Here is a 24,861-nt window from a genome sequence, read left to right as displayed (position 1 = left end):
GGCCCGGAAGGTCAGGGGGGCTTCACTTATTCTGACGCCAGATTACAGGTTGCAGCGGGAGTTTGCCCAAAACGGACCGCCGCAGCCGCAAAAGGACCGGACATGCGCACAGTGATTTTCGATCTCGACGGCACGCTGGCGGACACTTCCGCCGATCTGATCGCGGCGGCGAATGCCTGTTTCCGGGGGCTAGGCTACGGCGATGTGTTGGACCCCGTGGCCGATGCACATACGGCGTTTCGCGGCGGGCGGGCGATGTTGACGCTCGGGTTTTCTCGGGTAAAGCCGGGGTTCGGAGACGCTGAGGTGATGGAACAATATCCCGTCCTGCTGGACGTTTATGCCGAGCATATCGACACACATACACGGCTCTACGACGGGGCGGCGGAGGCGGTCGAGGCGCTGCGTCGCGATGGCTATGCGGTGGGGGTCTGCACCAACAAGCCCGAGGATCTGGCGGATCGGCTGCTGACGCGTCTGGGCGTGCGCGATCTGTTCGGCTCGATGATCGGGGCCAAGACCGTGGGCGTGTCGAAACCCGATCCGAAGCCTTATGTCGCGGCGGTCGAAGAGGCGGGCGGCGTTCTGGCGCAATCTTTCCTCGTGGGCGATACGGAAACCGACCGCGCCACGGCGAAGGCGGCGGGGGTGCCCTCTGTCCTGGTGACCTTCGGGCCGGATGGGGACGGGGTCAAACGGCTGGAGCCGGAGGCGTTGCTCACCCATTATAATGAGCTCTCGCGGCTGACGAAGGAGCTGATCGGATGACGGGCGAGGTCTTTAAAGGCAATTTCACTCAGCAGGAGCCGATCCCGGAGGAGGCGATCGAGGCCGCCGTGGCGGTGATGCGCTCGGGGCGGTTGCATCGGTATAACACGCTTCCCGGGGAGAAAGGCGAGGTGGCGCTGCTCGAAGAGGAGTTCGCGGCCTACACCGGGGCGAAATATTGTCTGGCGGTGGCCTCAGGCGGCTATGCGCTTGGCTGTGCTCTGCGGGCGCTTGAGGTCAAGCCCGGCGAGTCGGTTCTGACCAACGCGTTTACGCTGGCGCCCGTGCCCGGTGCGATTGCCTCCGTGGGAGCGAAGCCGGTGTTCGTGGGGGTGACCGAGGGGCTCGTGATCGACCTTGATGATCTTCAGGTGAAAATTTCTGAGACGGGTGCAAAGGTTCTGATGCTGTCGCATATGCGCGGGCATCTCGTCGATATGGATGCGCTCATGTATATCTGCAACGGGGCAGGGGTCGCAGTCATTGAGGATTGTGCGCATACCATGGGGGCGCATTGGAACGGGGTGCCATCGGGGCGGCACGGGGTGATTGGCTGCTATTCCACCCAGACCTACAAACATATCAACTCGGGGGAGGGCGGATTCCTCATCACTGATGACGAGGAGAGCGCGGCGCGCGCCATCATGTTGTCGGGATCGTACATGTTATACGGCAAGCATACCGCCGGTCCGACCCCGGATGTGTTTGAAAAGATCAAATATGAGACTCCGAATGTGTCGGGCCGGATGGATCATCTGCGCGCGGCGATCCTGCGGGTGCAACTGCGTAGCCTCGATGTTCAGGTGGAAAACTGGAACGCGCGCTACCGTATGGTTGAAGCGGGGCTGCGGGGCACAAAGGGTCTCATGCTGATCGAGCGGCCCGAGCCGGAGCATTATGTCGGCTCCTCCATTCAGTTCCTGCTGTTGGACTGGCCGGACGCCAAGATCGAGGCGCTGGTGGCGGCCTGTCTCAAGCGCGGCGTGGAGTTGAAATGGTTCGGAGCGCCGGAGCCGGTGGCCTTCACTTCGCGCTATGAAAGCTGGCGCTATGCCGAGGCGCAGAGCCTGCCGGACAGTGACCGGGTGCTGCGTGCGATCATGGACATGCGCTTGCCGCTGACCTTCAGCCTCGAAGACTGCGAAATAGTGTCGCGGATCATTCGGGAGGAGGTTCTGCGGGTGGGATGAGCTGGCAGGTTGCCCGGATCGCTTCGGATAAGGTTCGGGAAATATTCGTCTTTCGATATGCGTTCTGAAATCGGCGAATTGGTGTGCAAATGCATACAATTTTGTAAATTCTGACAAAAACTATAAGGAAAAGCCTCTCGAATCGCGATATTCGATGAAATCCGCCGCAGCGCCGCAAAACGAGATCACGCGTGCAAAAAAACTTGTCATGACCCTTGAAACCTTGGCCTTTCTCGCCGCGCGTTTGGTTGACCATATTGTCGCAGGGGGCTAAACCACAGCAAGCTAGCAAAGCAGCGCGCCCGAGGTTGCTCGACAATTGAGTCTCCCCGAGAGTGCGCAAACCAAGGAGCCGCTCGTGGAAGACTTGCTTCGGGAATATCTCCCCATCGTCATTTTCATCGGCCTCGCCATTGCGCTGGGCCTGGTGTTCATCTTCGCAGCCCTCATCCTCGCCGTTCGCAATCCCGACCCGGAAAAAGTGTCGGCCTATGAATGCGGGTTCAACGCGTTCGACGACGCGCGGATGAAATTCGACGTGCGGTTCTACCTCGTGTCGATCCTGTTCATCATTTTCGATCTCGAAATCGCTTTCCTCTTCCCCTGGGCCGTCGCGTTCAAGGATCTGAGCATGACGGGCTTCTGGTCGATGATGGTGTTCCTCGGCGTGCTGACCGTGGGCTTTGCCTATGAATGGAAGAAAGGGGCGCTGGAATGGGCGTGATGACCTCTGCCAACACCGCCGGGGCCGACAAGGACGTCGCGACTCAGGCTCTGAACAAGGAATTGCAGGACAAAGGCTTCCTGCTGACCTCGACGGAGGACATCATCAACTGGGCGCGCACCGGGTCGCTGCACTGGATGACCTTTGGTCTCGCCTGCTGCGCCGTCGAGATGATGCAGACCTCCATGCCGCGTTACGACCTCGAACGCTACGGCACCGCGCCGCGCGCCTCCCCGCGTCAGTCCGACCTGATGATCGTCGCGGGCACGCTGACCAACAAAATGGCCCCCGCTCTGCGCAAGGTCTATGACCAGATGCCGGAGCCGCGTTATGTGATCTCCATGGGCTCCTGTGCCAATGGCGGCGGCTATTACCACTACAGCTATTCGGTGGTGCGCGGTTGCGACCGCATCGTGCCAGTGGACGTTTATGTCCCCGGCTGCCCGCCGACCGCAGAAGCGCTGATGTACGGGTTGTTGCAATTGCAGCGCAAAATCCGTCGCACCGGCACGATTGCCCGCTAAGGAGAGATCTGATGAGCGAAGAAGCCCTCAAGGAACTCGGTGCGCATATCGAGCTGAAACGTCCGGACGACGTGCTGAAGACGGAAGTGGCCTTTGGCGAGCTGAACGTCACCGTGACCGCCGCCGGGATCGTGGATTTCGTCGATTTCCTGAAAACCGACGGCACCTGCAAATTCTCCTCGCTGGTGGACATCACGGCGGTCGATCACCCGGAGCGCGAACAGCGGTTCGACGTGGTCTATCACTTCCTGTCGATGTACCAGAACCACCGCATCCGTGTGATCGCTGCGCTGCGCGAAGAAGAGACGATCCCCTCGATCATTTCCGTGCACCCGTCCGCTGGCTGGTTCGAACGTGAAACCTTCGACATGTTCGGCATCATCTTCTCCGGCCACCCGGACCTGCGTCGTCTGCTGACCGATTACGGGTTCCGCGGTCACCCGCTGCGCAAGGACTTCCCGGCCACGGGTTACACCGAAGTGCGCTATGACGAAGAGCTGAAACGCGTCGTTTACGAACCGGTGAGCCTCGTTCAGGAATACCGTCAGTTCGACAACCTTTCCCCGTGGGAAGGCGCGAAGTACATCCTTCCCGGCGACGAGAAGGGGGCCTGAGGTTTGAACGGCAATCCGGCCATCATGATCTGCGTCGGCGCGACGAAAGCGGGCACCAGCTCGCTTTATCGCTATTTGCACGATCATCCGGATTGCCACATGCGGTCGATCAAAGAGATCCACTATTTCGATACGGTGGATTTCGACGATTACGAGCACCAGTTCGACGTTTACGCCCGTCTGCGCGCCGATCTGATCGGGCGTCAGAGCACGGCGCGCATGAATTCCAATCTCTGGAAGGTCGACAATCTTCAGCGCCAGATCGACGATGTGGACGAGATCGTGCGCATCCTCAAACTGGGGCGAGAGGGCGTATCAGATTACCTGTTCTATCTGCTGGACGGGATCGGCGACAAGAAGATCGCGGGCGACATCACGCCGGGTTACGGCCTTTTGACCGAAGAACGGCTGCGCGAGATGGCGCATATGGCCCCCGACGTGCGGTTTGTCTTCCTGATGCGCGACCCGGTGGACCGTCTTTGGTCGCATGTGCGGATGCAGGCGACGCGCCAGCGTCAGCCCGGTGAAGAGGTTGCGATCAAGGCCCGGCGGATCATGAACCGCACGATGAAAAAGGGCATGGAAACCCATATCCCCGAACGCGGCGACTATGCCGGGATCGTGGAGAAACTCAAACGGGCGGTGCCCGAGGACAAGCTTTTCGTCGGGTTCACCGAGGATGTGCTTTCGGGCGAGGGGCTTTCGAGCCTGTGCGCTTTCCTCGGGATTTCCGAGAAGCCCGTGGACGAAGAACCGCATGCGCATGAAGGTGTGCATCTGAAACTAACCGACAAGCAGCGGCATGAGGCGGCGCAATTTCTTGCCCCGCAATATGCCTATGTGGAAAAGAGCTTTGGCCCGCTGCCCGCGCGGTGGCAGGCGAATATGGCGAGGATCTGAGAATGGACGTCGATATCCGGCAAAACACCTACGATGACGGTTCGCACGACGCGACCGACACCGAACAGAAGATCCGGAACTTCAACATCAACTTCGGGCCTCAGCACCCTGCGGCCCACGGTGTGTTGCGGATGGTTCTGGAGCTGGACGGTGAGATCGTGGAACGTGCCGACCCGCATATCGGGCTGTTGCACCGCGGCACCGAAAAGCTGATGGAGAACCGGACCTATCTCCAGAACCTGCCCTATCTCGACCGTCTCGATTACGTGGCGCCGATGAACCAGGAGCATGCCTGGTGTCTGGCCATCGAACGTCTGGCGGGTGTCGAGATTCCGCGTCGCGCGTCCCTGATCCGTGTGCTCTATTCCGAGATCGGCCGGGTGCTGAACCACCTGCTGAACACCACCACGGGTGCGATGGACGTCGGCGCGTTGACGCCGCCGCTCTGGGGCTTCGAAGAGCGTGAAAAGCTCATGATCTTCTACGAACGGGCTTGTGGTGCGCGTCTGCACTCCGCCTATTTCCGCCCGGGTGGCGTCCATCAGGACCTGCCGCCGGAGTTGATCGACGATATCGAGGCTTGGGCCGATCATTTCCCGAAAGTGCTCGACGACATTCACTATCTGCTGTCCGACAACCGCATCTTCAAACAGCGGACCGTCGACATCGGCGTGGTCAACGAAGAAGAAGTGCTCGACTGGGGCTTCTCCGGCGTGATGGTGCGCGGTTCCGGCCTCGCCTGGGACCTGCGTCGCAGCCAGCCCTATGAATGCTACAACGAATTCGACTTCCAGATCCCGGTGGGCACCAGCGGCGACTGCTACGACCGCTATATGTGCCGCATGCTGGAAATGGCCGAGTCGACCAAGATCATCAAACAGGCCTGCGCGATGCTGCGGATGCCGGAAAACCAGGGCGATGTGCTGGCCCGTGGCAAGCTCACTCCGCCGAAACGCAGTGATATGAAGACCTCTATGGAGGCTCTCATCCATCACTTCAAACTTTACACCGAAGGGTTCAAACTGCCGCAGGGCGAGGTTTACGCCGCCGTCGAGGCGCCGAAGGGCGAGTTCGGCGTGTTCCTCGTTTCCGACGGGACGAACAAACCCTACCGCGCGAAACTCCGCGCGCCGGGCTACCTTCACTTGCAGGCGATGGATCACATGGCCAAGGGCCACCAGCTCGCGGATGTGTCCGCCATCATCGCCACCATGGACATCGTTTTCGGGGAGGTCGACCGCTAATGCTGCGCCGTCTTTATTCTGAACAACCCGCCTCTTTCGAATACACCCCGGCGAACCTCGCCTGGGCCGAGGGGCAGATCGCCAAATACCCGGAAGGCCGCGCGCAATCCGCGATCATTCCGCTGTTGTGGCGGGCGCAGGAACAGCAGGGCTGGCTCACCAAACCCGCGATCGAATATGTCGCGGATATGCTGGGCATGCCCTATATCCGTGCGCTCGAAGTGGCGACCTTCTACTTCATGTTCCAACTGCAACCGGTTGGTTCCGTGGCCCATATTCAGGTCTGCGGCACCACGACCTGCATGATCTGCGGCTCGGGCGACATCATCGAGGTCTGCAAACGCCGCATCGCCGCGAAGCCGCACACGCTGTCTGCCGACGGCAAGTTCAGCTGGGAAGAGGTCGAATGCCTTGGCGCCTGCGCCAACGCGCCGATGGCCCAGATCGGCAAGGACTATTACGAAGACCTGACCGCCGAGAATTTCGAGAAGCTGCTCGATCAGATGGAAGCGGGCAATGTCCCGCTGCCGGGCTCGCAAGCCGGGCGTTATTCGTCCGAACCCGCCGGTGGTCCGGTGGTTCTGGCCGAGTACAAGGGTACGGGCGCCGCGCATAACGGTTCCGTGCAGCGCGCAGTCGACATCGGCGACACGATCAAGCGCATCGACGGCACCGAAGTGCCGCTTCTGACGCCGTGGATTTCCAAGGGCGCCGGTCACGGTTCCGTGCCGAAAGCCCCGGCTGCGGCCAAATCCGCCGTGCAGCAGGCAGCCGACGCCAAGGAAGCCGAGCCGAAACCGGCAGCCGGTGTGGCGGTCAGCGAGAACGGTGCGACGAAACAGGAGGCGGAGGCGGTTTCGACCGGAACGCCGGATGCTGTGGACGAAAAACAGCCGGAACTGCTCACCGCAGCGCGCGAGGGCGGGGCGGATGACCTGAAGAAACTCAAGGGCGTCGGGCCGAAGCTCGAAGAAACGCTGAACGAGTTGGGTTTCTACCATTACGATCAGGTCGCGAACTGGACTCCGGCGGAGATCGCATGGGTCGACAGCCGACTGAAATTCAAGGGCCGGATCGAACGTGACGGCTGGATCGAACAGGCTAAAATTCTCGCAGAGGGCGGAGAAACCGAATTCTCCAAACGGGCGAAATACTGAGACGAGACGGCCAAAGGGCCACTGACAGGACACGGTAAAGGAAGACAGGAATGAGCGAGGCGACGACCAAAACACCCAGGATCTGGCTGATTTCAGCCATCTCTGGCGTCTTGGCCTTCCTAGCCCTGTTGTGGATCGCAGGTTATGCGACCGTCGACTCGATCATCGTCGGTGTTCTGGTGACCTTTCTTGTGGCGATCCTGTTGTGGATCGGCTGGCACGAAGAAGAGATCACGCCGGTCGAGGGGCATCCCGAGGCCGATGTGAGCACCGCCGGTCTCATGGCGACGGCCTCCATCGGCGATGAGCCGATCTCCGTGGCCGGGGAAATCGCGCCGGAACCGCATGCCGCCGACACGCGGGAAGTGCGTTCCGCTGCGGCTGCAGCGACGCCTGAGGCCGATCCGGTTGCAGAGGAGCCCGAGGAGAAGACGGCGAAGCCGACGCTCCTCAAGGCGCCGCTCGAAGGCGGGGCCGACGATCTGAAACAGATCAAGGGCGTGGGACCGAAACTTGAGGTGCTCCTGCATTCCATGGGGGTCTACCACTTCGGTCAGATCGCCGGATGGTCTGCGGCGGAAGTGGCCTGGATGGATGAGAACCTGCAAGGGTTCAAAGGCCGGGTGACCCGGGACGACTGGGTTGGTCAGGCGAAAGCCCTCTCTGAGGGCGAGGAAACGGAATTCTCGAAACGCGTCAAGGATGGCGACGTGTACTGAGGAGTGAAGACAATGGTTCCCGACAAGGACCGGCATCTGGCGAAAAAGGCGCGAACGGTCGCGCTGGTGATCGCTTTGACGATGTCGATCTGGCTCGGGGCCCAGTGGCTGGGTGGGAAACTCGGAATGCCTGTGCGTTACGTGTTCCTGCTCGACCTCATGGCGCTGGCCGGCTTTGTGTGGGTCTTCGTGGTGATTTATCAGATCTGGCGCGACACGCGTCAGCAGGACTGAAGGGACAAGAGCGATGCTCAAGGATCAGGATCGGATCTTTACCAACCTCTACGGGATGAATGACCGTAGCCTCAAAGGTGCCATGGCGCGCGGCCATTGGGACGGTACGGCGGGCATTCTCGCCAACGGGCGCGACTGGATCATTGATCAGGTCAAGGCCTCTGGCCTGCGTGGCCGCGGCGGTGCGGGTTTCCCAACCGGTCTCAAATGGTCCTTCATGCCGAAGGAAAGCGACGGTCGCCCGTCCTATCTGGTGATCAACGCCGACGAATCCGAGCCCGCGACCTGCAAGGACCGCGAAATCATGCGCCACGATCCGCATACGCTGGTCGAAGGCGCGCTGATTGCCGGGTTCGCCATGGGCGCGGTGGCGGCCTATATCTACATTCGCGGCGAATATATCCGCGAGAAAGAGGCGCTTCAGGCCGCGATCGACGAGGCTTACGACGCTGGTCTGATCGGCAAGAACGCCTGCAAATCCGGCTACAATTTCGACGTCTACCTGCACCACGGGGCAGGGGCCTATATCTGTGGCGAGGAAACCGCCCTCATCGAGTCTCTCGAAGGCAAAAAAGGCATGCCCCGGATGAAACCGCCGTTCCCGGCGGGCGCGGGTCTTTATGGCTGCCCGACCACGGTGAACAACGTCGAATCCATCGCCGTCGTGCCGACGATCCTGCGGCGTGGCGCGGATTGGTTCTCGTCTTTCGGACGTCCGAACAACGCGGGCACGAAACTCATGGCGCTCACCGGCCACGTCAACACGCCCTGCGTGTTCGAGGAAGAAATGTCGATGTCCGTGCGCGAGATCATCGAGAAACACGGCGGCGGCATTCGCGGCGGCTGGGACAATCTCAAAGCGATCATCCCCGGCGGCGCGTCCTGTCCGGTGCTGCCGAAAGAGGCGCTTGAGGATGCGATTTTCGACTTCGACTGGATGCGCGAAAACAAGTCCTCCTTCGGCACCGGCTGTATGATCGTGATGGACAATTCCGTCGATGTGGTGAAAGCCGTTTGGCGCCTGTCGGCGTTTTTCAAACACGAAAGCTGCGGCCAGTGTACGCCGTGCCGCGAAGGCACCGGCTGGATGATGCGTGTGATGGACCGTCTGGTGACCGGCGATGCGGAGATCGAAGAGATCGACATGCTTTTGGATGTGACGAAACAGGTCGAGGGCCACACCATCTGTGCGCTTGGCGATGCGGCGGCCTGGCCGATCCAGGGCCTGATCCGTCACTTCCGTGATGACATCGAAGAGCGCATCAAGATCAAGAAAACCGGCCGCGTCACCGCAGCCTTTGCGGCGGAGTAAGGCGCGCTTATGAAACCCGCCCTCGCCATATTGCCGATCACGCTCTTGTCCGCCTGTCAGGTGGACGAGGCGAATGAGGCTATGCGTGGCATGTCGCTCGATCGCATGACGGTCGCCCGGGCGGCGTTTCGCGATATGGGCAAGGATGAGCTGGCGGGGATGCTGTTGCTGTCGAAGGACATCGCGGAGAGCTGTGACCGGATCGAGATCAGCACACAGGTGCACAATCTCCTGTCGTCGCGTGTCGAACGCTTGCCGTTCTCCGATCCGGCGCTCAACGCGCAGCGGCTTGAAAATGCCCGTTCGGGCTTCGTGGCGCAGCACGGTGCGGCGGATGACAAAGCGTTTTGCGCGGCGGCGCGGGACGAAATGAAACAGATGACGCCTCTGGGCGCAACTTTGGTGGAAGGACCGGCACGCTGATGCAACCTGTCGGCACATATCTCGCGGAGCTGAACATCGGACGCCTTGTCGCGCCGACGGACGATCCGCGCGTGGCCGAGTTCATGGGCGCGCTGGACCGGATCAACGGCATGGGCAAACGCATGCCGGGGTTCGTCTGGATGATGGAAGGCTCGGGTGAGCCGGGCACCGGGAACACCGAGAACAACATCGGCGACGATCCGCAATTCGTCGCCAATCTTACCGTTTGGGAAGACGTGCAAAGCCTTGAGCATTTCGTCTTCAACACGGTGCACAAACAATTTTACGACCGCCGCGCGGAATGGTTCGAGCTGATGGCCGACCAGCATTTCGTGATGTGGTTTGTGGGAGAGGGGCACAAGCCCACGCTGGCAGAGGCGATGGAACGCCTCGCCTACAAGCAAAAACATGGGGACAGCGATCAGGCCTTTGGCTGGTCGTACATCAAAGAGGCCACGCTTTTCCGCGAGAAAAGCTGTCGCCCGATTGCTGCGGAGTAACCCATGACACAGCTCAAACATCTCACCCTTGCTCTTGCCCTTACAGTGGGCGCTGCTGCGGCGGCGGAACTGCCGCCTTTGCGGGAGGTCAAAGAGATCGACCAGAACATGCTCTGGGCCGGTCTGGCCGTCGAGGTGGCGGATGAATGTCCGACGCTCGAAGTCAAGAAAATCAAGGGCCTGTCCTTCCTCTGGGGGCTGAAGAACAAGGCCTCTTCCATGGGCTACTCGGATGACGAGATTCGCGCCTATGTCGAAAGCGACAGCGAAGAGGCCCGTATTCGTCGCCTCGGCGAAGACTATGTACGCCACGCCGGTTTCGATCCGAAAACGCCGCAGGGGCTTTGCGGCTTCGGCGAATCGGAGATCGCCAAGGGCACGCTGATCGGCTCTTTCCTGAGGAGCACGAAATGATCCGGGGGCTGGCATATCCCGCTGTTCTGGCGCTTTGGGCCGTTCCGGCTCTGGCGCAGATGGCAATCACGGAGGACCCGGACATTCGCGGCCCTCTGGTGGACAATATGATTGTCACGGAACTGACGACCATTTGTCCGAAACTGGCCGCGCGCCCCGCGCGGGTGAACGCGCAGGCCAAGACGATGATGGAAACCATCGTCGCCAAGGGCTATGGCGCGGACGACATTCAAACCCTTCAGGACCCGGCCTTTCTGGCGGTTCTGGCGGATGAATCGACAAGCTTCTTTGCCGCTCAGGGCATTGAGAAACGAGACACGGAGGCGATGTGCGCCTTCGGCAAAGCGCAGATTGCAAAGCGGACCCCGCTCGGCAAGCTGATGAAGAACAGGTGATGTGACCATGGCAGATACGCGCAAAATCATCATTGACGGGACCGAGGTCGAAGTTGACCCGGCCATGACGATCCTTCAGGCCTGTGAAGTGGCCGGGATCGAAGTGCCGCGGTTCTGCTATCACGAACGGCTCTCCATTGCGGGCAACTGCCGCATGTGTCTGGTCGAGGTCGTGGGCGGCCCGCCGAAACCGGCGGCGTCTTGCGCCATGCAGGTGCGTGACCTGCGCCCGGGGCCGGAAGGCGCGCCGCCGGTGGTGAAAACCAATTCGCCGATGGTCAAGAAGGCCCGCGAGGGTGTGATGGAATTCCTCCTGATCAACCACCCGCTCGATTGCCCGATCTGCGACCAAGGCGGCGAATGCGATCTTCAGGACCAGGCGATGGCTTACGGCGTGGATTTCTCCCGCTACCGCGAACCGAAGCGCGCCTCCGAGGATCTGAACCTCGGTCCGCTCGTCGCGACCACCATGACGCGCTGCATCTCCTGCACCCGCTGCGTGCGCTTCACGACCGAGGTCGCGGGCATCACTCAGATGGGTCAAACCGGCCGTGGCGAAGACAGCGAGATCACCAGCTATCTCAACGAAACGCTGGCCTCGAACCTTCAGGGCAACATCATTGACCTGTGCCCGGTTGGCGCGCTGACCTCCAAACCCTACGCGTTCACCGCTCGTCCGTGGGAGCTGACCAAGACCGAGACCATCGACGTGATGGACGCGCTTGGTTCGAACATCCGCGTCGACACCAAGGGTCGCGAAGTGATGCGCATTCTGCCGCGCAACCATGACGACGTGAACGAGGAGTGGATTTCCGACAAAACCCGCTTCATCTGGGACGGTCTGAAACGCCAGCGCATCGACACGCCCTACATCCGCAAGAACGGTAAGCTGACCAAGGCCACCTGGGCCGAGGCTCTGTCGGTGGCTGCGGCTGCGATGAAAGGCAAGAAGGTTGCCGCGCTCGTCGGCGATCTGGCGCCGGTCGAGGCGATCTATGCGCTCAAAGGTCTGGTCGAAGGGCTGGGCGGCAACATCGAATGCCGCGTCGATGGCGCGAAGCTGCCGATCGGCAACCGTGGCGTTTACGCCGGGACCGCGACCATCGCCGATATCGACAATGCGAAATACATTCAGTTGATCGGCACCAACCCGCGCGACGAAGCGCCGGTGCTGAACGCGCGTATCCGCAAGGCCTGGGCGAAAGGCGCCAAGGTCGGTCTCGTCGGCCAGCCCGTCGATCTGACCTATGATTACGCCCATGTCGGCACCGACCGTGCGGCGCTCGAAAGCCTTCTGGGGCATGCGTATGGCGACGTGCTCGATCAGCCGTCCCTCGTCATCGTGGGCGCAGGCGCGATCAACGAGGCCGATGGCGAAGCGGTTCTGGCCACGGCGCAGAAACTCTGCGAGGCCACCGGCTCGAAACTCATGGTGCTGCACACCGCCGCTTCCCGCGTGGGCGCGATGGATGTGAACGCCGTGACCGAAGGCGGGTTGGACGCGGCCACCAACGGGGCAGAGGTGATCTACAACCTCGGCGCCGACGAGGTCGAAATTGCTGACGGTCCGTTCGTGATCTATCAGGGCTCGCATGGCGATCTCGGCGCGCACCGCGCCGATGTGATTCTGCCAGGGGCCGCCTATACCGAAGAAAACGGTCTCTTCGTGAACCTCGAAGGCCGTCCGCAGCTTGCGCTGCGCGCCGCTTTCCCGCCGGGTGAGGCGAAAGAGAACTGGGCGATCCTGCGGGCTCTGTCCGCCGAGCTCGGTGCGACGCTGCCCTACGATTCGCTGGCGCAACTGCGCAACGCGCTGATCAAGGACGTGCCGCATCTCGCGATGATCGACACGGTGCCGGAAAACGCGGTTGTCGCCCTGCCGGAGAAATCTCTCGGGAAGGCCACATTCCGCAACGCGGTGAAGGATTTCTACCTCACCAACCCGATCGCACGCGCCTCCGTGCTGATGGCGGAGCTGTCCGCCATGGCCAAAGCGCGTGCCGAGACGCCGGTGGCGGCCGAGTAATGGCGCTTCGCGCCGCACATATGGCCGGTTTCGGGCTGATGCTGCTGGGATTGTCCGCGTGCGACAAGACCTGTTGCGCGGCCCCGGTGCCGGACGTATCGCGCGCGGCGCAAGCGACCGAGTTTCTCGGTGTGGAGACCCGTCTTCTCGACGGCGATCTGGTGAATTTTATCGTCTCCGCACAAGGAGATGGGGCAAAAGACAGCGTGGTGGCCTATGCAGATTGTGCCGCCGCGCAATACGCGTTGATCCGGGGTTTCGGATTTGCGCGTCATGTGCGCACAAATGTCGCACATGAGGGTGGAATTTGGCGGGCAGATGCTGTTTACACCATCTCGCCGGCACTCCCCGACGGTTTGCGCCAGATCGACGCTGAAGTCGTCGTCGCAAACTGCCGGGACAACGGAATACCGATGGTGTGAAAGGCTAGGACGACAATGGTCGAATATTTCACGACAACAAATCTGGGGATCTTCCTGCTCACCCTTGGGCAGATTTTGCTGGTCCTCGTGCCGCTCTTCGTGGCGCTCGCCTTTTTGATGTATGGCGACCGGAAAATCTGGGCGGCTGTCCAGATGCGCAAAGGTCCCAACATCGTGGGCATCTTCGGCCTGTTGCAGTCCTTTGCGGACTTCATCAAATACCTCGTGAAAGAGGTGGTCGTACCGGCAGGGGCGGACAAGTTCGTCTTCTACCTTGCGCCGATGATCACTTTCATCACGGCGGCCATCGCCTGGGCGGTGATCCCGTGGAACGACGGCTGGGTGATCTCCGACATCAACGTCGCGATCCTCTACATCTTCGCGATCTCTTCGCTCGAAGTGTACGGCGTGATCATGGGCGGCTGGGCGTCGAACTCGAAATACCCGTTCTTGGGCTCGCTGCGCTCGGCGGCTCAGATGATCTCCTACGAGGTCTCGATCGGCCTGATCATCATCGGTGTGATCATCTCCACCGGCTCGATGAACTTCGGCGACATCGTCGCGGCTCAGGACGGGGCAGGGATCTTCTCGTGGTACTGGCTGCCGCACTTCCCGATGGTCTTCCTGTTCTTCGTCTCGGCTCTGGCGGAAACCAACCGCCCGCCGTTCGATTTGCCGGAAGCGGAATCGGAACTCGTTGCCGGTTATCAGGTGGAATACTCCTCCACGCCGTTCCTGTTGTTCATGATGGGCGAGTTGATGGCCGTGGTGCTGATGTGCGCGCTGATCTCGCTTCTGTTCTTCGGCGGCTGGAACTCCCCGGTTGAATTCCTGCCGGACGGCATCCTGTGGCTCGTCGGCAAGATGCTGTTCTTCTTCTTCATCTTCTCGATGGTGAAAGCCATCGTGCCGCGCTACCGCTACGACCAGCTGATGCGCATCGGTTGGAAAGTCTTCCTGCCGCTGTCGCTGGGCTGGGTCGTTCTGGTCGCGTTCCTTGCCAAATACGAAGTCTTCGGCGCGTTCTGGGCGCGCTGGACGATTGGAGGCTGATCCATGGCTCTCGATTACACCCGCGCCGCCAAGTATTTCCTGATGATGGACATCTGGGCCGGCTTCAAAATCGGTCTGCGGTATTTCTTCTCGCCCAAGGCGACGATCAACTACCCGCACGAAAAAGGCCCGCTTTCTCCGCGTTTCCGGGGCGAGCACGCGCTGCGCCGCTATCCGAACGGCGAAGAGCGCTGCATCGCCTGTAAGCTTTGCGAAGCGATCTGCCCGGCGCAGGCCATCACGATTGATGCCGAACCGCGTGAAGATGGCTCGCGTCGCACCACGCGCTACGACATCGACATGACGAAATGCATCTACTGCGGCTTCTGCCAAGAGGCCTGCCCGGTGGACGCCATCGTTGAAGGCCCGAACTTCGAATTCTCCACCGAGACGCGTGAGGAACTGTTCTACGACAAGGAAAAACTCCTTGAGAACGGCGCGCGCTGGGAGGCGGAGATCGCCCGCAACCTCGAACTGGACGCGCCCTACCGCTAAGAGCCACCCCGCTAAGGAAGCCACCCGTTGAACGATTTCGCCAAAATGTTCGGAGAGATGATCGCGCAGAGCCAGAAAATGGCTTCTGCGTTCAATCCGGCGCTGGAGAATTTCCAGGTGCCGGCCTTCGACAAGCTGTTCCCGACCATGGGGAAAGAGCAGATGGAAATGCTCTGGGGCAACACGTTCAACAAGGACGGGCTCGACAGCAAGACGCGCCTTCTGGTGATCCTCGCCGGTCTGACCGCGCAGGGGGCACAGGCCGAGGTGCCGTTCAAACTGACCGTCCGCCACGCGCTCGAGGCGGGGGCCACACAAAAAGAGATCGCGGAAGTGATCTATCAAATGTCAATGCTGGGCGGTGTTCCGGCGATGTCAAAAGCACTGGAGTTGGCGCAGGCCGTCTTCTCCGAGACGCAGGAGGACAGTGAATGACTGTCGCGGATTTCGCATTCTATTGTTTCGCCATCCTGATGCTGGTGGCCGGGGCCTTTACCGTGGTCTCGAAAAACCCGGTGCACTCTGTGCTCTGGCTCATTCTCACCTTCCTCTCCGCGGCGGGGCTGTTCGTCCTTCTGGGGGCGGAATTCGTCGCGATGCTGCTGATCATCGTCTATGTCGGCGCGGTGATGGTGCTCTTCCTCTTCGTCGTCATGATGCTCGATGTCGATTTCGCGGCACTCAAGGCGGGGGCGGCGAAATACCTGCCCTTCGGTCTGTTGATCGGTGTGGTGCTGATCCTGCAACTGTTCCTCGCCTTCGGCGAATGGCACAGCGCGCCGGGCGCCGAGGCGCTGCGCCGCACGGTGACGCCGGATGCGGTCGAGATCCACAACACCCAGGCCATCGGCATGGTGATGTACGACCAGTATCTCATGCTGTTCCAGCTCGCGGGTCTTGTGCTTCTGGTCTCGATGATCGGTGCGATCACCCTGACGCTGCGCCACCGCTCGGACGTGAAACGCCAGAACGTGCTGCACCAGATGTATCGCAAACCGGAAGACTCCTTCGAGATGAAGGACGTGAAACCGGGGCAGGGGCTTTAAGCCTCAGATGAATGACCGGGGCGAGTGTTGCCCGCCCCGTACGTAAGGCCGCAAACGGCGGCGAGAGAGAAAGAACTGAGGGACGACATGGTCGGACTTGAACATTACCTGACAGTGGCCGCGGCGCTGTTTGTCATCGGCATCTTCGGGCTCTTTTTGAACCGGAAGAACATCATCATCATCCTGATGTCGATCGAGATGATCCTGCTGTCGGTCAATATCAACCTTGTCGCCTTCTCCTCCTTCATGGGGGATCTGACGGGACAGATTTTCACGATGCTGGTCTTGACCGTGGCCGCCGCCGAGGCCGCCATCGGGCTTGCCATCCTCGTGAGCTTCTTCCGCAACCGCGGCACGATCGACGTCGAAGACGTCAACGTGATGAAAGGATAAGGGACCATGGAATCGATTGTCCTCTTTGCGCCGCTGGTCGGTGCCATCGTCGCCGGCTTCGGCTGGCGCGTGATCGGGGAGAAGGGCGCGCAGTATCTGACGACGGGCCTTCTCTTTCTCGCCGCGATCCTGTCCTGGGTTCTCTTTCTCACCCATGACGGCCAGACCCATCACGTCACGATCCTGCGCTGGATCGACAGCGGTTCGCTTTCGGTCGACTGGGGCATCCGCCTCGACCGTCTGACGACGATCATGCTGATCGTGGTTAACACGGTGTCGGCGCTGGTGCACCTCTACTCGCTGGGCTACATGGCGCATGACGAGAACTTCAACGACGACGAGCCCTACCGGGCGCGCTTCTTCGCCTATCTCTCGTTCTTCACCTTCACCATGCTGATGCTGGTGACTGCCGACAACCTGTTGCAGATGTTCTTCGGCTGGGAAGGCGTGGGCCTTGCCTCCTACCTGCTGATCGGTTTCTACATCAAGAAACCTTCGGCCGGGGCCGCCTCGATGAAAGCCTTCATCGTCAACCGTGTCGGTGACTTCGGTTTCATCCTCGGCATGGCCGGTCTGTTCTTCATGACCGACAGCATCCGTCTCGACGATGTCTTCGCGCAGGGGCCGGCGCTTGCGGGCACCACGCTGCACTTCCTCTGGAATGACTGGAACGCGGCGAACCTTCTGGCCTTCCTTCTGTTCATCGGCGCGATGGGCAAATCGGCGCAGCTCTTCCTGCACACCTGGTTGCCGGATGCGATGGAAGGGCCGACGCCTGTGTCCGCGCTCATTCACGCCGCCACCATGGTGACCGCCGGTGTCTTCCTCGTCACCCGCATGTCGCCGATCTTCGAATATGCGCCGCAAGCCCAGATGTTCATCGTCTACATCGGTGCGACCACGGCCTTCTTCGCGGCCACGGTGGGCCTGGTGCAGAACGACATCAAACGCGTCATCGCCTATTCGACCTGTTCGCAGCTCGGCTACATGTTCGTGGCCGCTGGTGTCGGCGCCTACGGTCCTGCGATGTTCCACCTGCTGACCCATGCCTTCTTCAAGGCGATGCTCTTCCTCTCCGCTGGCTCCGTCATCACGGCGATGCACCACGAGCAGGACATGCGGAACTACGGTGGTCTGCGTAAAAAGATCCCCTTCACCTTCTGGATGATGATCATCGGCACGCTGGCGATCACCGGTGTGGGCATCCCGTTCTCGGGCGAAATGTTCGGTGTGCCGATCGGTTTCGCGGGCTTCCTGTCGAAAGACTCGATCATCGAGAGCGCCTATGCCTCCGGTATCGGCTATGCCTTCTGGATGCTGGTCATCGCGGCGCTGTTCACGTCGTTCTACTCCTGGCGCCTCATCTTCTTGACCTTCTTCGGCAAGGAACGTGGCGATCATCACGCGCATGAGCATGCCCATGAAAGCCCGCTCGTCATGCTGGTGCCGATCGGGGTGCTGTCGCTGGGCGCGATCTTCGGCGGGATGCTGTGGTATAACAGCTTCTTCGGCGATCACACGAAATTCACCGAGTTCTTCGGCCTGCCGCATCACGCGGAAGTCGAGATGGTGGACGGTCATGGTGAGGCGGTCGTCGTCGCCGAGGGCGAAGAGATGCACGCCGAAGCGCATGCCGAAGGCATGGCACCCCAAGGCGCGATCTTCGTCGCCGCGGACAACACCATCCTCGACGATGCGCACCACGCACCGACCTGGGTGAAAGTGTCGCCGTTCATCGCGATGCTCATCGGTCTGGTGATGGCGATGTGGTTCTACATCTGGAGTCCGTCGCTGCCGAAAAAACTGGCCGAGAGCCAGCCGGTGGCCTACCGCTTCCTGCTCAACAAATGGTACTTCGACGAGATCTACGATGCGCTCATCGTGCGTCCCGTGCTCGCCCTCGGTCGCTTCTTCTGGAAACGCGGCGATGAAGGCACCATCGACGGCGCGATCAACGGTCTCGCCATGGGCATCGTGCCCTTCTTCACCCGGCTTGCGGGCCGGGCGCAGACGGGCTTCATCTTCACATATGCATTCAGCATGGTTCTGGGGATTGTACTCTTGATTACCTGGATGACGATTGGCGGGGGGGCACAGTAATGGATAACGTGCTTTCCATCGTCACCTTCCTTCCGGCTCTGGCCGCCCTCATGCTCGCGCTGTTCCTGCGTGGCGAAGATGCGGTGGCGCAGAAAAATGCCAAGGTCGTGGCCCTGTTCGCGACCGTGATCACCTTCGTGATCTCGCTCTTCATCCTGTTCGGCTTCGATCCCGAAGACACCGGTTTCCAGATGGTCGAAGAGGCCGACTGGATCATGGGGCTGAAATACAAGATGGGCGTGGACGGGATTTCTGTTCTGTTCGTCATGCTCACCACCGCGCTCATGCCGCTCGCCATCTGGTCGGCCTGGGACGTGAAGGTGCGCGTGAAGGAATACATGATCGCCTTCCTGCTTCTTGAAACGCTCATGCTCGGCGTGTTCACCGCGCTCGATCTGGTGCTGTTCTACCTGTTTTTCGAAGCGGGCCTCATTCCGATGTTCCTGATCATCGGTATCTGGGGCGGGCCGAACCGGATTTACGCCGCGTTCAAGTTCTTCCTTTACACTTTCCTCGGCTCCGTGCTGATGCTGATCGCGATGATCGCCATGTATGTCGACGCGGGCACCACCGACATCGTCACGCTGCTCGGCCACGAGTTCTCGCATGACACGATCACGGTGCTGGGCTTCCACATCGTTGGCGGGTTCCAGACTCTGGCCTTCCTCGCCTTCTTCGCTTCCTTCGCGGTGAAGATGCCGATGTGGCCGGTGCACACCTGGTTGCCGGACGCCCATGTGCAGGCGCCGACGGCGGGCTCGGTCATCCTGGCCGCGATCTTGCTGAAGATGGGCGGCTACGGCTTCCTGCGCTTCTCGCTGCCGATGTTCCCCTATGCCTCCGAACTTCTGTCGAACTTCGTGCTCTGGCTCTCGGTGATCGCTATCGTCTACGCCTCGCTCGTCGCTCTGGTGCAGGAAGACATGAAGAAACTCATCGCCTACAGCTCGGTCGCCCACATGGGCTACGTGACGGCGGGGATTTTCTCCTTCAACCAACAAGGCCTCGACGGTGCGATCTTCCAGATGATCTCGCACGGGTTCGTCTCCGGCGCGCTCTTCCTCTGCGTCGGCGTGATTTACGACCGGATGCACACCCGTCAGATCGACGCCTTCGGCGGTCTGGTGAAAAACATGCCGGCCTATGCGCTCGTGTTCATGTTCTTCACCATGGCGAACGTCGGCCTGCCGGGCACCTCGGGCTTCGTCGGCGAATTCCTGACCATCATCGGCATGTTCCAGGCCAACACCTGGGTCGCCCTCGTGGCCGCCACCGGTGTGATCTTCTCCGCCTCCTATGCGCTCTGGCTCTACCGCCGGGTCGTGCTGGGCGATCTGATCAAGGAAAGCCTGAAGACCATCAAGGACATGAACGCGCGCGAGAAATGGATTTTCGCTCCGCTCGTGGCGATGACCCTGGTCCTCGGTGTCTACCCGTCGCTGGTGACGGATCTCATCGGGCCGTCGGTTACGGCGCTGCTTGACAACTACCATGCCGCTCTGCCGATGATCGCAGACGCCGCAACGCACTAAGGGACACGGAGATATGACCTCTACAGACTTTTCCATCGTCCTGCCGGAAGTACTTCTTGCCATCTACGGCATGGCGGCGCTCGTCTTCGCCGTCTACACCGGCAAGGACAAACTCTCCGGCCTCGTCACCTGGCTCACCGCGGCGGTCTTCGTGATCGTGGCGCTGTGGATCGGGCTCGGCGGGCAGGGCAGCCGCGCAGCCTTCGGCGGCCTGTTCATCGACGACGCTTTCTCGCGCTTCGGCAAGGTCGGCGTGTTGCTCGCGGGGGCGGCGGTCCTCGTGATGTCGCACGACTTCCTCGAAAAACGCGGTTTCGCGAAGTTCGAATATCCGATCCTCGTGCTGTTCTCCACGATCGGCATGATGGTCATGGTTTCGGCGGGCGATCTCATGTCGCTCTACCTCGGCCTCGAACTGATGTCGCTGTCGCTCTACGTCATCGCGTCCTTCCGCCGCGACAGCGTGAAATCGACCGAAGCGGGCCTCAAATATTTCGTGCTCGGCTCGCTCTCTTCGGGTCTGCTGCTCTATGGCTCCTCGCTGATCTACGGTTTCTCCGGCACCACCTCTTTCGCCGGCATCGTCACCGTGGTGCAGGGCAACGTGCCGCTGGGCGTGCTGTTCGGCCTGATCTTCGTGATGACCGGTCTGGCGTTCAAGGTGTCCGCCGTTCCGTTCCACATGTGGACCCCGGACGTTTATGAAGGCGCGCCGACGCCGACCACCGCTTTCTTCGCCACCGCGCCGAAGCTTGCGGCCATGGGGCTCTTTGCCCGCGTGCTGTTCGATGCGTTCGGCGGCGTGCCGGGTGACTGGCAACAGGTGCTCGCCGTGATCGCCGTCGCCTCCATGTTCTGGGGTGCCTTTGCCGGGATCGGTCAGACCAACATCAAACGTCTGATGGCTTATTCCTCCATCACCCACATGGGCTTTGCGCTCATGGGACTGGCGGCGGCCAATGCCGAGGGTGTGCAATCCGCGATGGTCTATATGGCGATCTATGTCGCGATGAACATCGGTGCCTTCGCCTTCATCATGACGATGGAACGCGACGGCAAGCCGGTCACCGATCTGTCCGCGCTGAACCTCTACTGGCGCGTTTCGCCGACCAAGGCGCTCGCGGTGCTGGTGCTGTTCTTCTCGCTCGCCGGTGTGCCGCCGATGCTCGGCTTCTTCGCCAAGTTCTCCGTGCTCATGGCAGCCTGGAACGCCGGTCTCACCTGGCTAGCGATCTTTGGTGTGATCGCCTCGGTGATTGCGGCCTTCTACTACCTGCGTGTCGTCTACTACATCTATTTCGGTAGCGAAGTGGAGCCGCTCGACAACACGAAGAGCCCGGTGGCCTTTGCGCTTCTGGCCGTCTCCGCGCTGATCATGCTCGTCGGTATCGTGAACATGTTCGGCGTCGACGGTATGGCGGCGATCGCGGCGGATGCGCTTGTCAAGTAATCGCCATACATGGCCCGAGGGGGTGGGGCGCACCGTCCTGCCCTCTGTGGACAGCACCATGTCGGAGGCCGCGCGTGTCGCGGCCTCTTCCGCGTTTCCGCAATGGATCATGGCGCTCTCTCAAACCGGTGCTCATGGCCGACGCGGGCGCCCGTGGTCCATGCCGGAGGGCAATTTCGCCGCCACGTTGCTGATGTTCCCGACCGAACCGCCGGCACTTGTCGCGCTGCGCAGTTTCGTGGCCTCTCTGGCGCTTTACGACGCCTTTGTCGCTGTCACCGGACGCGCCGATCCCTTTGCGCTCAAATGGCCGAATGACGTGCTGCTGAACGGCGGCAAGGTTGCGGGCATCCTGTTGGAGCGTGGGCCTTCGCATCTCGCCATCGGCATTGGCATCAACCTGGTCGAAGCGCCCGGCGCGGATCAGGTTGACGCGGGCGCGACACCGCCCGTGTCGCTCGCGCATGAGACCGGAGCCTTGATTGCGCCAGAGGAATTCCTCGACCATCTGGCCCCGAGTTTCGCCTATTGGGAAAGCCAGTTCACCACCTACGGGTTCGGCCCGGTGCGCGAGGCGTGGCTGGCCCGCGCGGCGCGTCTCGGCACCGAAATCCGCGCCCGCACCATGCGTGAAACGCATCATGGCATTTTCGAGACCGTGGATGCCTTCGGCAATCTCGTGCTCGACACGCACGCGGGCAAACTTACCATCCCAGCCGCAGAGGTCTATTTCTGATGCTTCTCTGTATCGACACCGGCAACACCAACACCGTCTTCTCCATCTGGAACGGTCGCGAGATCGTCGCCACATGGCGCACCTCGACCGAACATCAGCGCACGGCGGATCAGTATTACGTCTGGCTCTCGACGCTGATGAATTTCCAGAAGATCGAGGCGGATATTTCCGAGGTGATCATCTCCTCGACCGTGCCCCGCGTGGTGTTCAACCTGCGAGTGCTGGCGAACCGCTATTTCGATTGTCGGCCTTTGGTGGTCGGCAAGCCAGAATGCCTCCTGCCGCATATGCCGCGGGTGGACGAGGGCACGACCGTTGGGCCCGACCGGCTTGTGAACTCCGCAGGCGCCTTCGATCTTTACGGCGGTGATCTGATCGTGGTGGATTTCGGCACCGCGACCACCTTCGACGTGGTGGCGGAGGACGGCGCCTATGTCGGTGGTGTGATCTCTCCCGGGGTCAACGCCTCGCTCGAAAGCCTTCACCACGCCGCTGCCGCCCTGCCGCATGTCGATGTGACCATGCCGCAAAAGGTCATCGGGACCAACACCGTCGCCTGTATGCAATCCGGTGTGTTCTGGGGCTATATCGGGTTGGTGCGTGAGACCTGCAACCGGATCAAGGACGAATATGGCCGCCCGATGCGCGTGATCGCGACCGGGGGGCTTGCGCCGCTGTTCAATCAGGGCCACAAACTCTTTGACCATTTCGATGAATTCCTGACGATCCACGGCCTTGTCGTGATCCATAATTATAATAAGGACATGGGCAACTGATGAGCGAACGTCTTCTCTATCTTCCCTTGGGCGGCGCCGGCGAGATCGGCATGAACTGTTACGTCTACGGCTACGGGCCGGAGGGCGACGAGCGCTATATCGTGGTCGATCTCGGTGTCACCTTCCCCTCGATGGACGGCACGCCGGGCGTCGATCTGATCTTCGCTGACATCGCCTGGCTCGAGGAGCGCAAGGACCGGATCGAGGCGATCTTCATCACCCATGCGCACGAAGACCACGTCGGTGCGGTCGGTCACCTCTGGCCCCGTCTCGACGCGCCGGTCTATGCCCGCGCCTTCACCGCCCATATTGCGCGGCTCAAATTCGAAGAGCACGGCCATGACGAGTTGCAGATCAAGACCGTCTCCAAATGGCCGGAAACCATCCAATGTGGGCCGTTCACCGTCGGCTTCCTGCCGGTGTCGCACTCGATTCCGGAATCTTCGGCGCTGGTGATCGACACGCCCGCGGGCCGCGTGATCCATACCGGCGATTTCAAACTCGATGAAAATCCGGTGGTGGGCGAGCCCTTCGACCGGGAGCTTTGGGAAAGCGTGGCGTCCTCGGGTGTCAAGGCGCTGGTGTGCGACTCGACCAACGTGTTCTCGCCCAAACCGGGCCGTTCCGAATCCGAGGTGGTCGAACCGATCACCAAGCTCGTCGCCTCGCTCGATGGCATGGTCGCCGCCACCACCTTTGCCTCCAACATCGCACGGGTCAAAACCCTTGCCGAAGCAGGCTCCAAAGCCGGGCGTTCCGTCGTGCTTCTGGGCCGCGCCATGCGCCGCATGATCACCGCTGCGATCGAGACCGGCATCATCGCCGATTTCCCGAAAACCGTTTCGCCGGAAAACGCGGGCGATATTCCGCGCGAAAACCTCATGCTGCTGACCACCGGCTCGCAGGGCGAACATCGCGCCGCCACCGCGCAGCTTTCGCGCGGTAAATACCTCGGCCTCAAGATGACCGAGGGCGACACGGTGATTTTCTCCTCGAAAACCATTCCGGGCAATGAGGTCTCCGTCGGGCGCATCCTCAACAGCTTCTCGGAAATGGGCGTTGAAACCATCTCGGGCCGTGATGAATACCACGTCTCCGGCCATGCCAATGGGCCGGATTTGGCGCTTTTGCACGAAATCGTCAAACCGCAGATCGTGATCCCGATGCACGGCGAACATCGCCACCTGCGCGAACATGCCAAAATGGCCGAGAGCAACGGGTTTCAGGCCATCGTCGCCCCCAATGGCGTCGGCGTCGACCTTTCCGGTAATACGCCGCGTGTGTCTGAATATGTCGAGACTGGGCGCACCTATCTCGACGGCTCCGTCCAGATCGGCGCGCTCGACGGTATCGTCCGCGACCGTATCCGTATCGCGATGAACGGGCTGGTGGTCGCCACCGTGATCGTCGAGGATGATGAGCCGCTGGGCGATTGCTGGTGCGAGCTGCGTGGCCTGCCCGAAGTCGGGCTGTCGCGCGCGCCTCTGGTCGATGTCCTCGAAGAAGATGTGAATCAGTTCCTGATGCGCGCCAAGCCTAAGACGCTGTCGGATGACGACGCGCTGGAAGAGGAAATGCGCCGGATCATCCGCAAAACGACGCTGGAAGAGGTGGGCAAGAAACCTGAGGTTCAGATTGTGATCTCTCGCCTGTCGAGCTGATCGACGGGGGCGCCAGTTTCCTTTGCTGCCCTAAATACTCAAAACAAAACCCG

The 24,861-nt window shown here is 61.0% G+C and carries 28 protein-coding genes; all 28 read left to right on the top strand.

Going from position 1 to position 24,861, the window contains the following annotated elements; genetic code table 11:
• Positions 1-102: 102 nt before the first annotated feature.
• The 28 genes from NH195_RS05160 (at position 103) to NH195_RS05025 (ending at position 24,808) form a co-directional block, all read left to right on the top strand.
• The gene (locus NH195_RS05160) at positions 103-768 is read left to right on the top strand and encodes an HAD-IA family hydrolase (RefSeq protein WP_066704126.1); all 666 of its coding nucleotides are present in this window, start codon (positions 103-105) and stop codon (positions 766-768) included.
• Positions 765-1,958 (top strand): DegT/DnrJ/EryC1/StrS family aminotransferase, encoded by a 1,194-nt coding sequence (locus NH195_RS05155; protein ID WP_066704123.1) that lies wholly within the window; start codon positions 765-767, stop codon positions 1,956-1,958. The genes NH195_RS05160 and NH195_RS05155 overlap by 4 nt, the downstream gene beginning before the upstream one ends.
• 358 nt (positions 1,959-2,316) lie before the next feature.
• Positions 2,317-2,682 (top strand): NADH-quinone oxidoreductase subunit A, encoded by a 366-nt coding sequence (locus tag NH195_RS05150; RefSeq protein WP_043870546.1) that lies wholly within the window; start codon positions 2,317-2,319, stop codon positions 2,680-2,682.
• Entirely contained in the window at positions 2,673-3,206 is a 534-nt protein-coding gene (locus NH195_RS05145) for a NuoB/complex I 20 kDa subunit family protein (protein ID WP_081423788.1), read from the top strand. The genes NH195_RS05150 and NH195_RS05145 overlap by 10 nt, the downstream gene beginning before the upstream one ends.
• 11 nt (positions 3,207-3,217) lie before the next feature.
• Positions 3,218-3,820 carry an NADH-quinone oxidoreductase subunit C gene (locus NH195_RS05140; protein ID WP_066704121.1) on the top strand — a complete coding sequence of 201 codons (603 nt, stop codon included), beginning with the start codon at positions 3,218-3,220 and terminating at the stop codon, positions 3,818-3,820.
• 3 nt (positions 3,821-3,823) lie between these two features.
• Positions 3,824-4,720, top strand: coding sequence for a sulfotransferase (locus tag NH195_RS05135; RefSeq protein ID WP_066704118.1), 897 nt, complete (start codon positions 3,824-3,826; stop codon positions 4,718-4,720).
• A 2-nt stretch (positions 4,721-4,722) separates the two neighbouring features.
• Complete coding sequence (locus NH195_RS05130) at positions 4,723-5,964, top strand: NADH-quinone oxidoreductase subunit D (RefSeq protein WP_066704111.1); 1,242 nt, start codon at positions 4,723-4,725, stop codon at positions 5,962-5,964.
• Complete coding sequence (locus NH195_RS05125) at positions 5,964-7,121, top strand: NADH-quinone oxidoreductase subunit E (protein WP_066704108.1); 1,158 nt, start codon at positions 5,964-5,966, stop codon at positions 7,119-7,121. Before NH195_RS05130 ends, NH195_RS05125 begins: the two co-directional genes overlap by 1 nt.
• A 50-nt stretch (positions 7,122-7,171) precedes the next feature.
• Positions 7,172-7,840, top strand: a complete 669-nt coding sequence (locus NH195_RS05120) for a hypothetical protein (protein WP_066704105.1) — start codon at positions 7,172-7,174, stop codon at positions 7,838-7,840.
• Positions 7,841-7,852: 12 nt separating this feature from the next.
• Positions 7,853-8,074: a DUF5337 domain-containing protein gene (locus NH195_RS05115; RefSeq protein ID WP_066704103.1), complete on the top strand. Its 222-nt coding sequence runs from the start codon at positions 7,853-7,855 to the stop codon at positions 8,072-8,074.
• A gap of 13 nt (positions 8,075-8,087) precedes the next feature.
• Positions 8,088-9,386 (top strand): NADH-quinone oxidoreductase subunit NuoF, encoded by a 1,299-nt coding sequence (gene nuoF / locus NH195_RS05110; protein WP_066704101.1) that lies wholly within the window; start codon positions 8,088-8,090, stop codon positions 9,384-9,386.
• Positions 9,387-9,395: 9 nt separating this feature from the next.
• On the top strand, positions 9,396-9,809 hold the full coding sequence (locus tag NH195_RS05105) for a hypothetical protein (protein ID WP_066704098.1): 414 nt from the start codon (positions 9,396-9,398) through the stop codon (positions 9,807-9,809).
• Positions 9,809-10,309: a DUF3291 domain-containing protein gene (locus NH195_RS05100; protein ID WP_066704095.1), complete on the top strand. Its 501-nt coding sequence runs from the start codon at positions 9,809-9,811 to the stop codon at positions 10,307-10,309. The genes NH195_RS05105 and NH195_RS05100 overlap by 1 nt, the downstream gene beginning before the upstream one ends.
• 3 nt (positions 10,310-10,312) lie before the next feature.
• Complete coding sequence (locus NH195_RS05095) at positions 10,313-10,723, top strand: DUF5333 domain-containing protein (protein ID WP_066704092.1); 411 nt, start codon at positions 10,313-10,315, stop codon at positions 10,721-10,723.
• On the top strand, positions 10,720-11,118 hold the full coding sequence (locus NH195_RS05090) for a DUF5333 family protein (RefSeq protein ID WP_066704089.1): 399 nt from the start codon (positions 10,720-10,722) through the stop codon (positions 11,116-11,118). Before NH195_RS05095 ends, NH195_RS05090 begins: the two co-directional genes overlap by 4 nt.
• A gap of 7 nt (positions 11,119-11,125) precedes the next feature.
• Entirely contained in the window at positions 11,126-13,144 is a 2,019-nt protein-coding gene (gene nuoG / locus NH195_RS05085; RefSeq protein WP_066704487.1) for an NADH-quinone oxidoreductase subunit NuoG, read from the top strand.
• Positions 13,144-13,566, top strand: a complete 423-nt coding sequence (locus tag NH195_RS05080) for a hypothetical protein (protein ID WP_238379699.1) — start codon at positions 13,144-13,146, stop codon at positions 13,564-13,566. Before nuoG ends, NH195_RS05080 begins: the two co-directional genes overlap by 1 nt.
• A 15-nt stretch (positions 13,567-13,581) precedes the next feature.
• Entirely contained in the window at positions 13,582-14,619 is a 1,038-nt protein-coding gene (gene nuoH / locus NH195_RS05075; protein ID WP_066704086.1) for an NADH-quinone oxidoreductase subunit NuoH, read from the top strand.
• Positions 14,620-14,622: 3 nt separating this feature from the next.
• A complete protein-coding gene (gene nuoI, locus NH195_RS05070) occupies positions 14,623-15,114 on the top strand; it encodes an NADH-quinone oxidoreductase subunit NuoI (RefSeq protein ID WP_066704083.1) in 492 nt (163 codons plus the stop codon).
• A gap of 45 nt (positions 15,115-15,159) precedes the next feature.
• The gene (locus tag NH195_RS05065; protein WP_081423799.1) at positions 15,160-15,549 is read left to right on the top strand and encodes a carboxymuconolactone decarboxylase family protein; all 390 of its coding nucleotides are present in this window, start codon (positions 15,160-15,162) and stop codon (positions 15,547-15,549) included.
• Complete coding sequence (locus tag NH195_RS05060; protein WP_066704077.1) at positions 15,546-16,160, top strand: NADH-quinone oxidoreductase subunit J; 615 nt, start codon at positions 15,546-15,548, stop codon at positions 16,158-16,160. Before NH195_RS05065 ends, NH195_RS05060 begins: the two co-directional genes overlap by 4 nt.
• Before the next feature lie 87 nt (positions 16,161-16,247).
• Positions 16,248-16,553 (top strand): NADH-quinone oxidoreductase subunit NuoK, encoded by a 306-nt coding sequence (nuoK, locus tag NH195_RS05055; RefSeq protein WP_066603543.1) that lies wholly within the window; start codon positions 16,248-16,250, stop codon positions 16,551-16,553.
• A 6-nt stretch (positions 16,554-16,559) separates the two neighbouring features.
• A complete protein-coding gene (gene nuoL / locus NH195_RS05050; protein ID WP_066704074.1) occupies positions 16,560-18,653 on the top strand; it encodes an NADH-quinone oxidoreductase subunit L in 2,094 nt (697 codons plus the stop codon).
• Positions 18,653-20,185 (top strand): NADH-quinone oxidoreductase subunit M, encoded by a 1,533-nt coding sequence (locus tag NH195_RS05045; RefSeq protein ID WP_066704071.1) that lies wholly within the window; start codon positions 18,653-18,655, stop codon positions 20,183-20,185. The genes nuoL and NH195_RS05045 overlap by 1 nt, the downstream gene beginning before the upstream one ends.
• A 13-nt stretch (positions 20,186-20,198) precedes the next feature.
• A complete protein-coding gene (nuoN, locus tag NH195_RS05040; RefSeq protein WP_066704069.1) occupies positions 20,199-21,635 on the top strand; it encodes an NADH-quinone oxidoreductase subunit NuoN in 1,437 nt (478 codons plus the stop codon).
• The gene (locus tag NH195_RS05035) at positions 21,619-22,371 is read left to right on the top strand and encodes a biotin--[acetyl-CoA-carboxylase] ligase (RefSeq protein WP_066704067.1); all 753 of its coding nucleotides are present in this window, start codon (positions 21,619-21,621) and stop codon (positions 22,369-22,371) included. Before nuoN ends, NH195_RS05035 begins: the two co-directional genes overlap by 17 nt.
• Positions 22,371-23,147 (top strand): type III pantothenate kinase, encoded by a 777-nt coding sequence (locus tag NH195_RS05030; RefSeq protein WP_066704065.1) that lies wholly within the window; start codon positions 22,371-22,373, stop codon positions 23,145-23,147. The genes NH195_RS05035 and NH195_RS05030 overlap by 1 nt, the downstream gene beginning before the upstream one ends.
• Complete coding sequence (locus NH195_RS05025) at positions 23,144-24,808, top strand: ribonuclease J (protein WP_066704064.1); 1,665 nt, start codon at positions 23,144-23,146, stop codon at positions 24,806-24,808. The genes NH195_RS05030 and NH195_RS05025 overlap by 4 nt, the downstream gene beginning before the upstream one ends.
• Positions 24,809-24,861: the final 53 nt, after the last annotated feature.

Source organism: Celeribacter ethanolicus (assembly GCF_001550095.1).
GTDB classification, from domain to species: Bacteria; Pseudomonadota; Alphaproteobacteria; order Rhodobacterales; family Rhodobacteraceae; genus Celeribacter; species Celeribacter ethanolicus.
The sequence above is the reverse complement of the archived record's forward strand: the minus strand, read 5'-3'. Positions and strand labels throughout refer to the sequence as shown.

Bases quoted from the DNA above. Each gene is read 5' to 3' on its own strand.
- NH195_RS05080 (WP_238379699.1), top strand. From the start codon at position 13,144: ATGGCGCTTCGCGCCGCACATATGGCCGGTTTCGGGCTGATGCTGCTG.
- NH195_RS05115 (WP_066704103.1), top strand. From the start codon at position 7,853: ATGGTTCCCGACAAGGACCGGCATCTGGCGAAAAAGGCGCGAACGGTC.
- NH195_RS05095 (WP_066704092.1), top strand. From the start codon at position 10,313: ATGACACAGCTCAAACATCTCACCCTTGCTCTTGCCCTTACAGTGGGC.
- NH195_RS05065 (WP_081423799.1), top strand. From the start codon at position 15,160: ATGTTCGGAGAGATGATCGCGCAGAGCCAGAAAATGGCTTCTGCGTTC.
- nuoK (WP_066603543.1), top strand. From the start codon at position 16,248: ATGGTCGGACTTGAACATTACCTGACAGTGGCCGCGGCGCTGTTTGTC.
- nuoI (WP_066704083.1), top strand. From the start codon at position 14,623: ATGGCTCTCGATTACACCCGCGCCGCCAAGTATTTCCTGATGATGGAC.
- nuoL (WP_066704074.1), top strand. From the start codon at position 16,560: ATGGAATCGATTGTCCTCTTTGCGCCGCTGGTCGGTGCCATCGTCGCC.
- NH195_RS05130 (WP_066704111.1), top strand. From the start codon at position 4,723: ATGGACGTCGATATCCGGCAAAACACCTACGATGACGGTTCGCACGAC.
- NH195_RS05060 (WP_066704077.1), top strand. From the start codon at position 15,546: ATGACTGTCGCGGATTTCGCATTCTATTGTTTCGCCATCCTGATGCTG.
- NH195_RS05160 (WP_066704126.1), top strand. From the start codon at position 103: ATGCGCACAGTGATTTTCGATCTCGACGGCACGCTGGCGGACACTTCC.
- NH195_RS05105 (WP_066704098.1), top strand. From the start codon at position 9,396: ATGAAACCCGCCCTCGCCATATTGCCGATCACGCTCTTGTCCGCCTGT.
- NH195_RS05140 (WP_066704121.1), top strand. From the start codon at position 3,218: ATGAGCGAAGAAGCCCTCAAGGAACTCGGTGCGCATATCGAGCTGAAA.
- NH195_RS05120 (WP_066704105.1), top strand. From the start codon at position 7,172: ATGAGCGAGGCGACGACCAAAACACCCAGGATCTGGCTGATTTCAGCC.
- NH195_RS05155 (WP_066704123.1), top strand. From the start codon at position 765: ATGACGGGCGAGGTCTTTAAAGGCAATTTCACTCAGCAGGAGCCGATC.
- nuoH (WP_066704086.1), top strand. From the start codon at position 13,582: ATGGTCGAATATTTCACGACAACAAATCTGGGGATCTTCCTGCTCACC.
- NH195_RS05100 (WP_066704095.1), top strand. From the start codon at position 9,809: ATGCAACCTGTCGGCACATATCTCGCGGAGCTGAACATCGGACGCCTT.
- NH195_RS05035 (WP_066704067.1), top strand. From the start codon at position 21,619: ATGCGCTTGTCAAGTAATCGCCATACATGGCCCGAGGGGGTGGGGCGC.
- nuoN (WP_066704069.1), top strand. From the start codon at position 20,199: ATGACCTCTACAGACTTTTCCATCGTCCTGCCGGAAGTACTTCTTGCC.
- NH195_RS05145 (WP_081423788.1), top strand. From the start codon at position 2,673: ATGGGCGTGATGACCTCTGCCAACACCGCCGGGGCCGACAAGGACGTC.
- NH195_RS05125 (WP_066704108.1), top strand. From the start codon at position 5,964: ATGCTGCGCCGTCTTTATTCTGAACAACCCGCCTCTTTCGAATACACC.
- nuoG (WP_066704487.1), top strand. From the start codon at position 11,126: ATGGCAGATACGCGCAAAATCATCATTGACGGGACCGAGGTCGAAGTT.
- NH195_RS05045 (WP_066704071.1), top strand. From the start codon at position 18,653: ATGGATAACGTGCTTTCCATCGTCACCTTCCTTCCGGCTCTGGCCGCC.
- NH195_RS05030 (WP_066704065.1), top strand. From the start codon at position 22,371: ATGCTTCTCTGTATCGACACCGGCAACACCAACACCGTCTTCTCCATC.
- nuoF (WP_066704101.1), top strand. From the start codon at position 8,088: ATGCTCAAGGATCAGGATCGGATCTTTACCAACCTCTACGGGATGAAT.
- NH195_RS05090 (WP_066704089.1), top strand. From the start codon at position 10,720: ATGATCCGGGGGCTGGCATATCCCGCTGTTCTGGCGCTTTGGGCCGTT.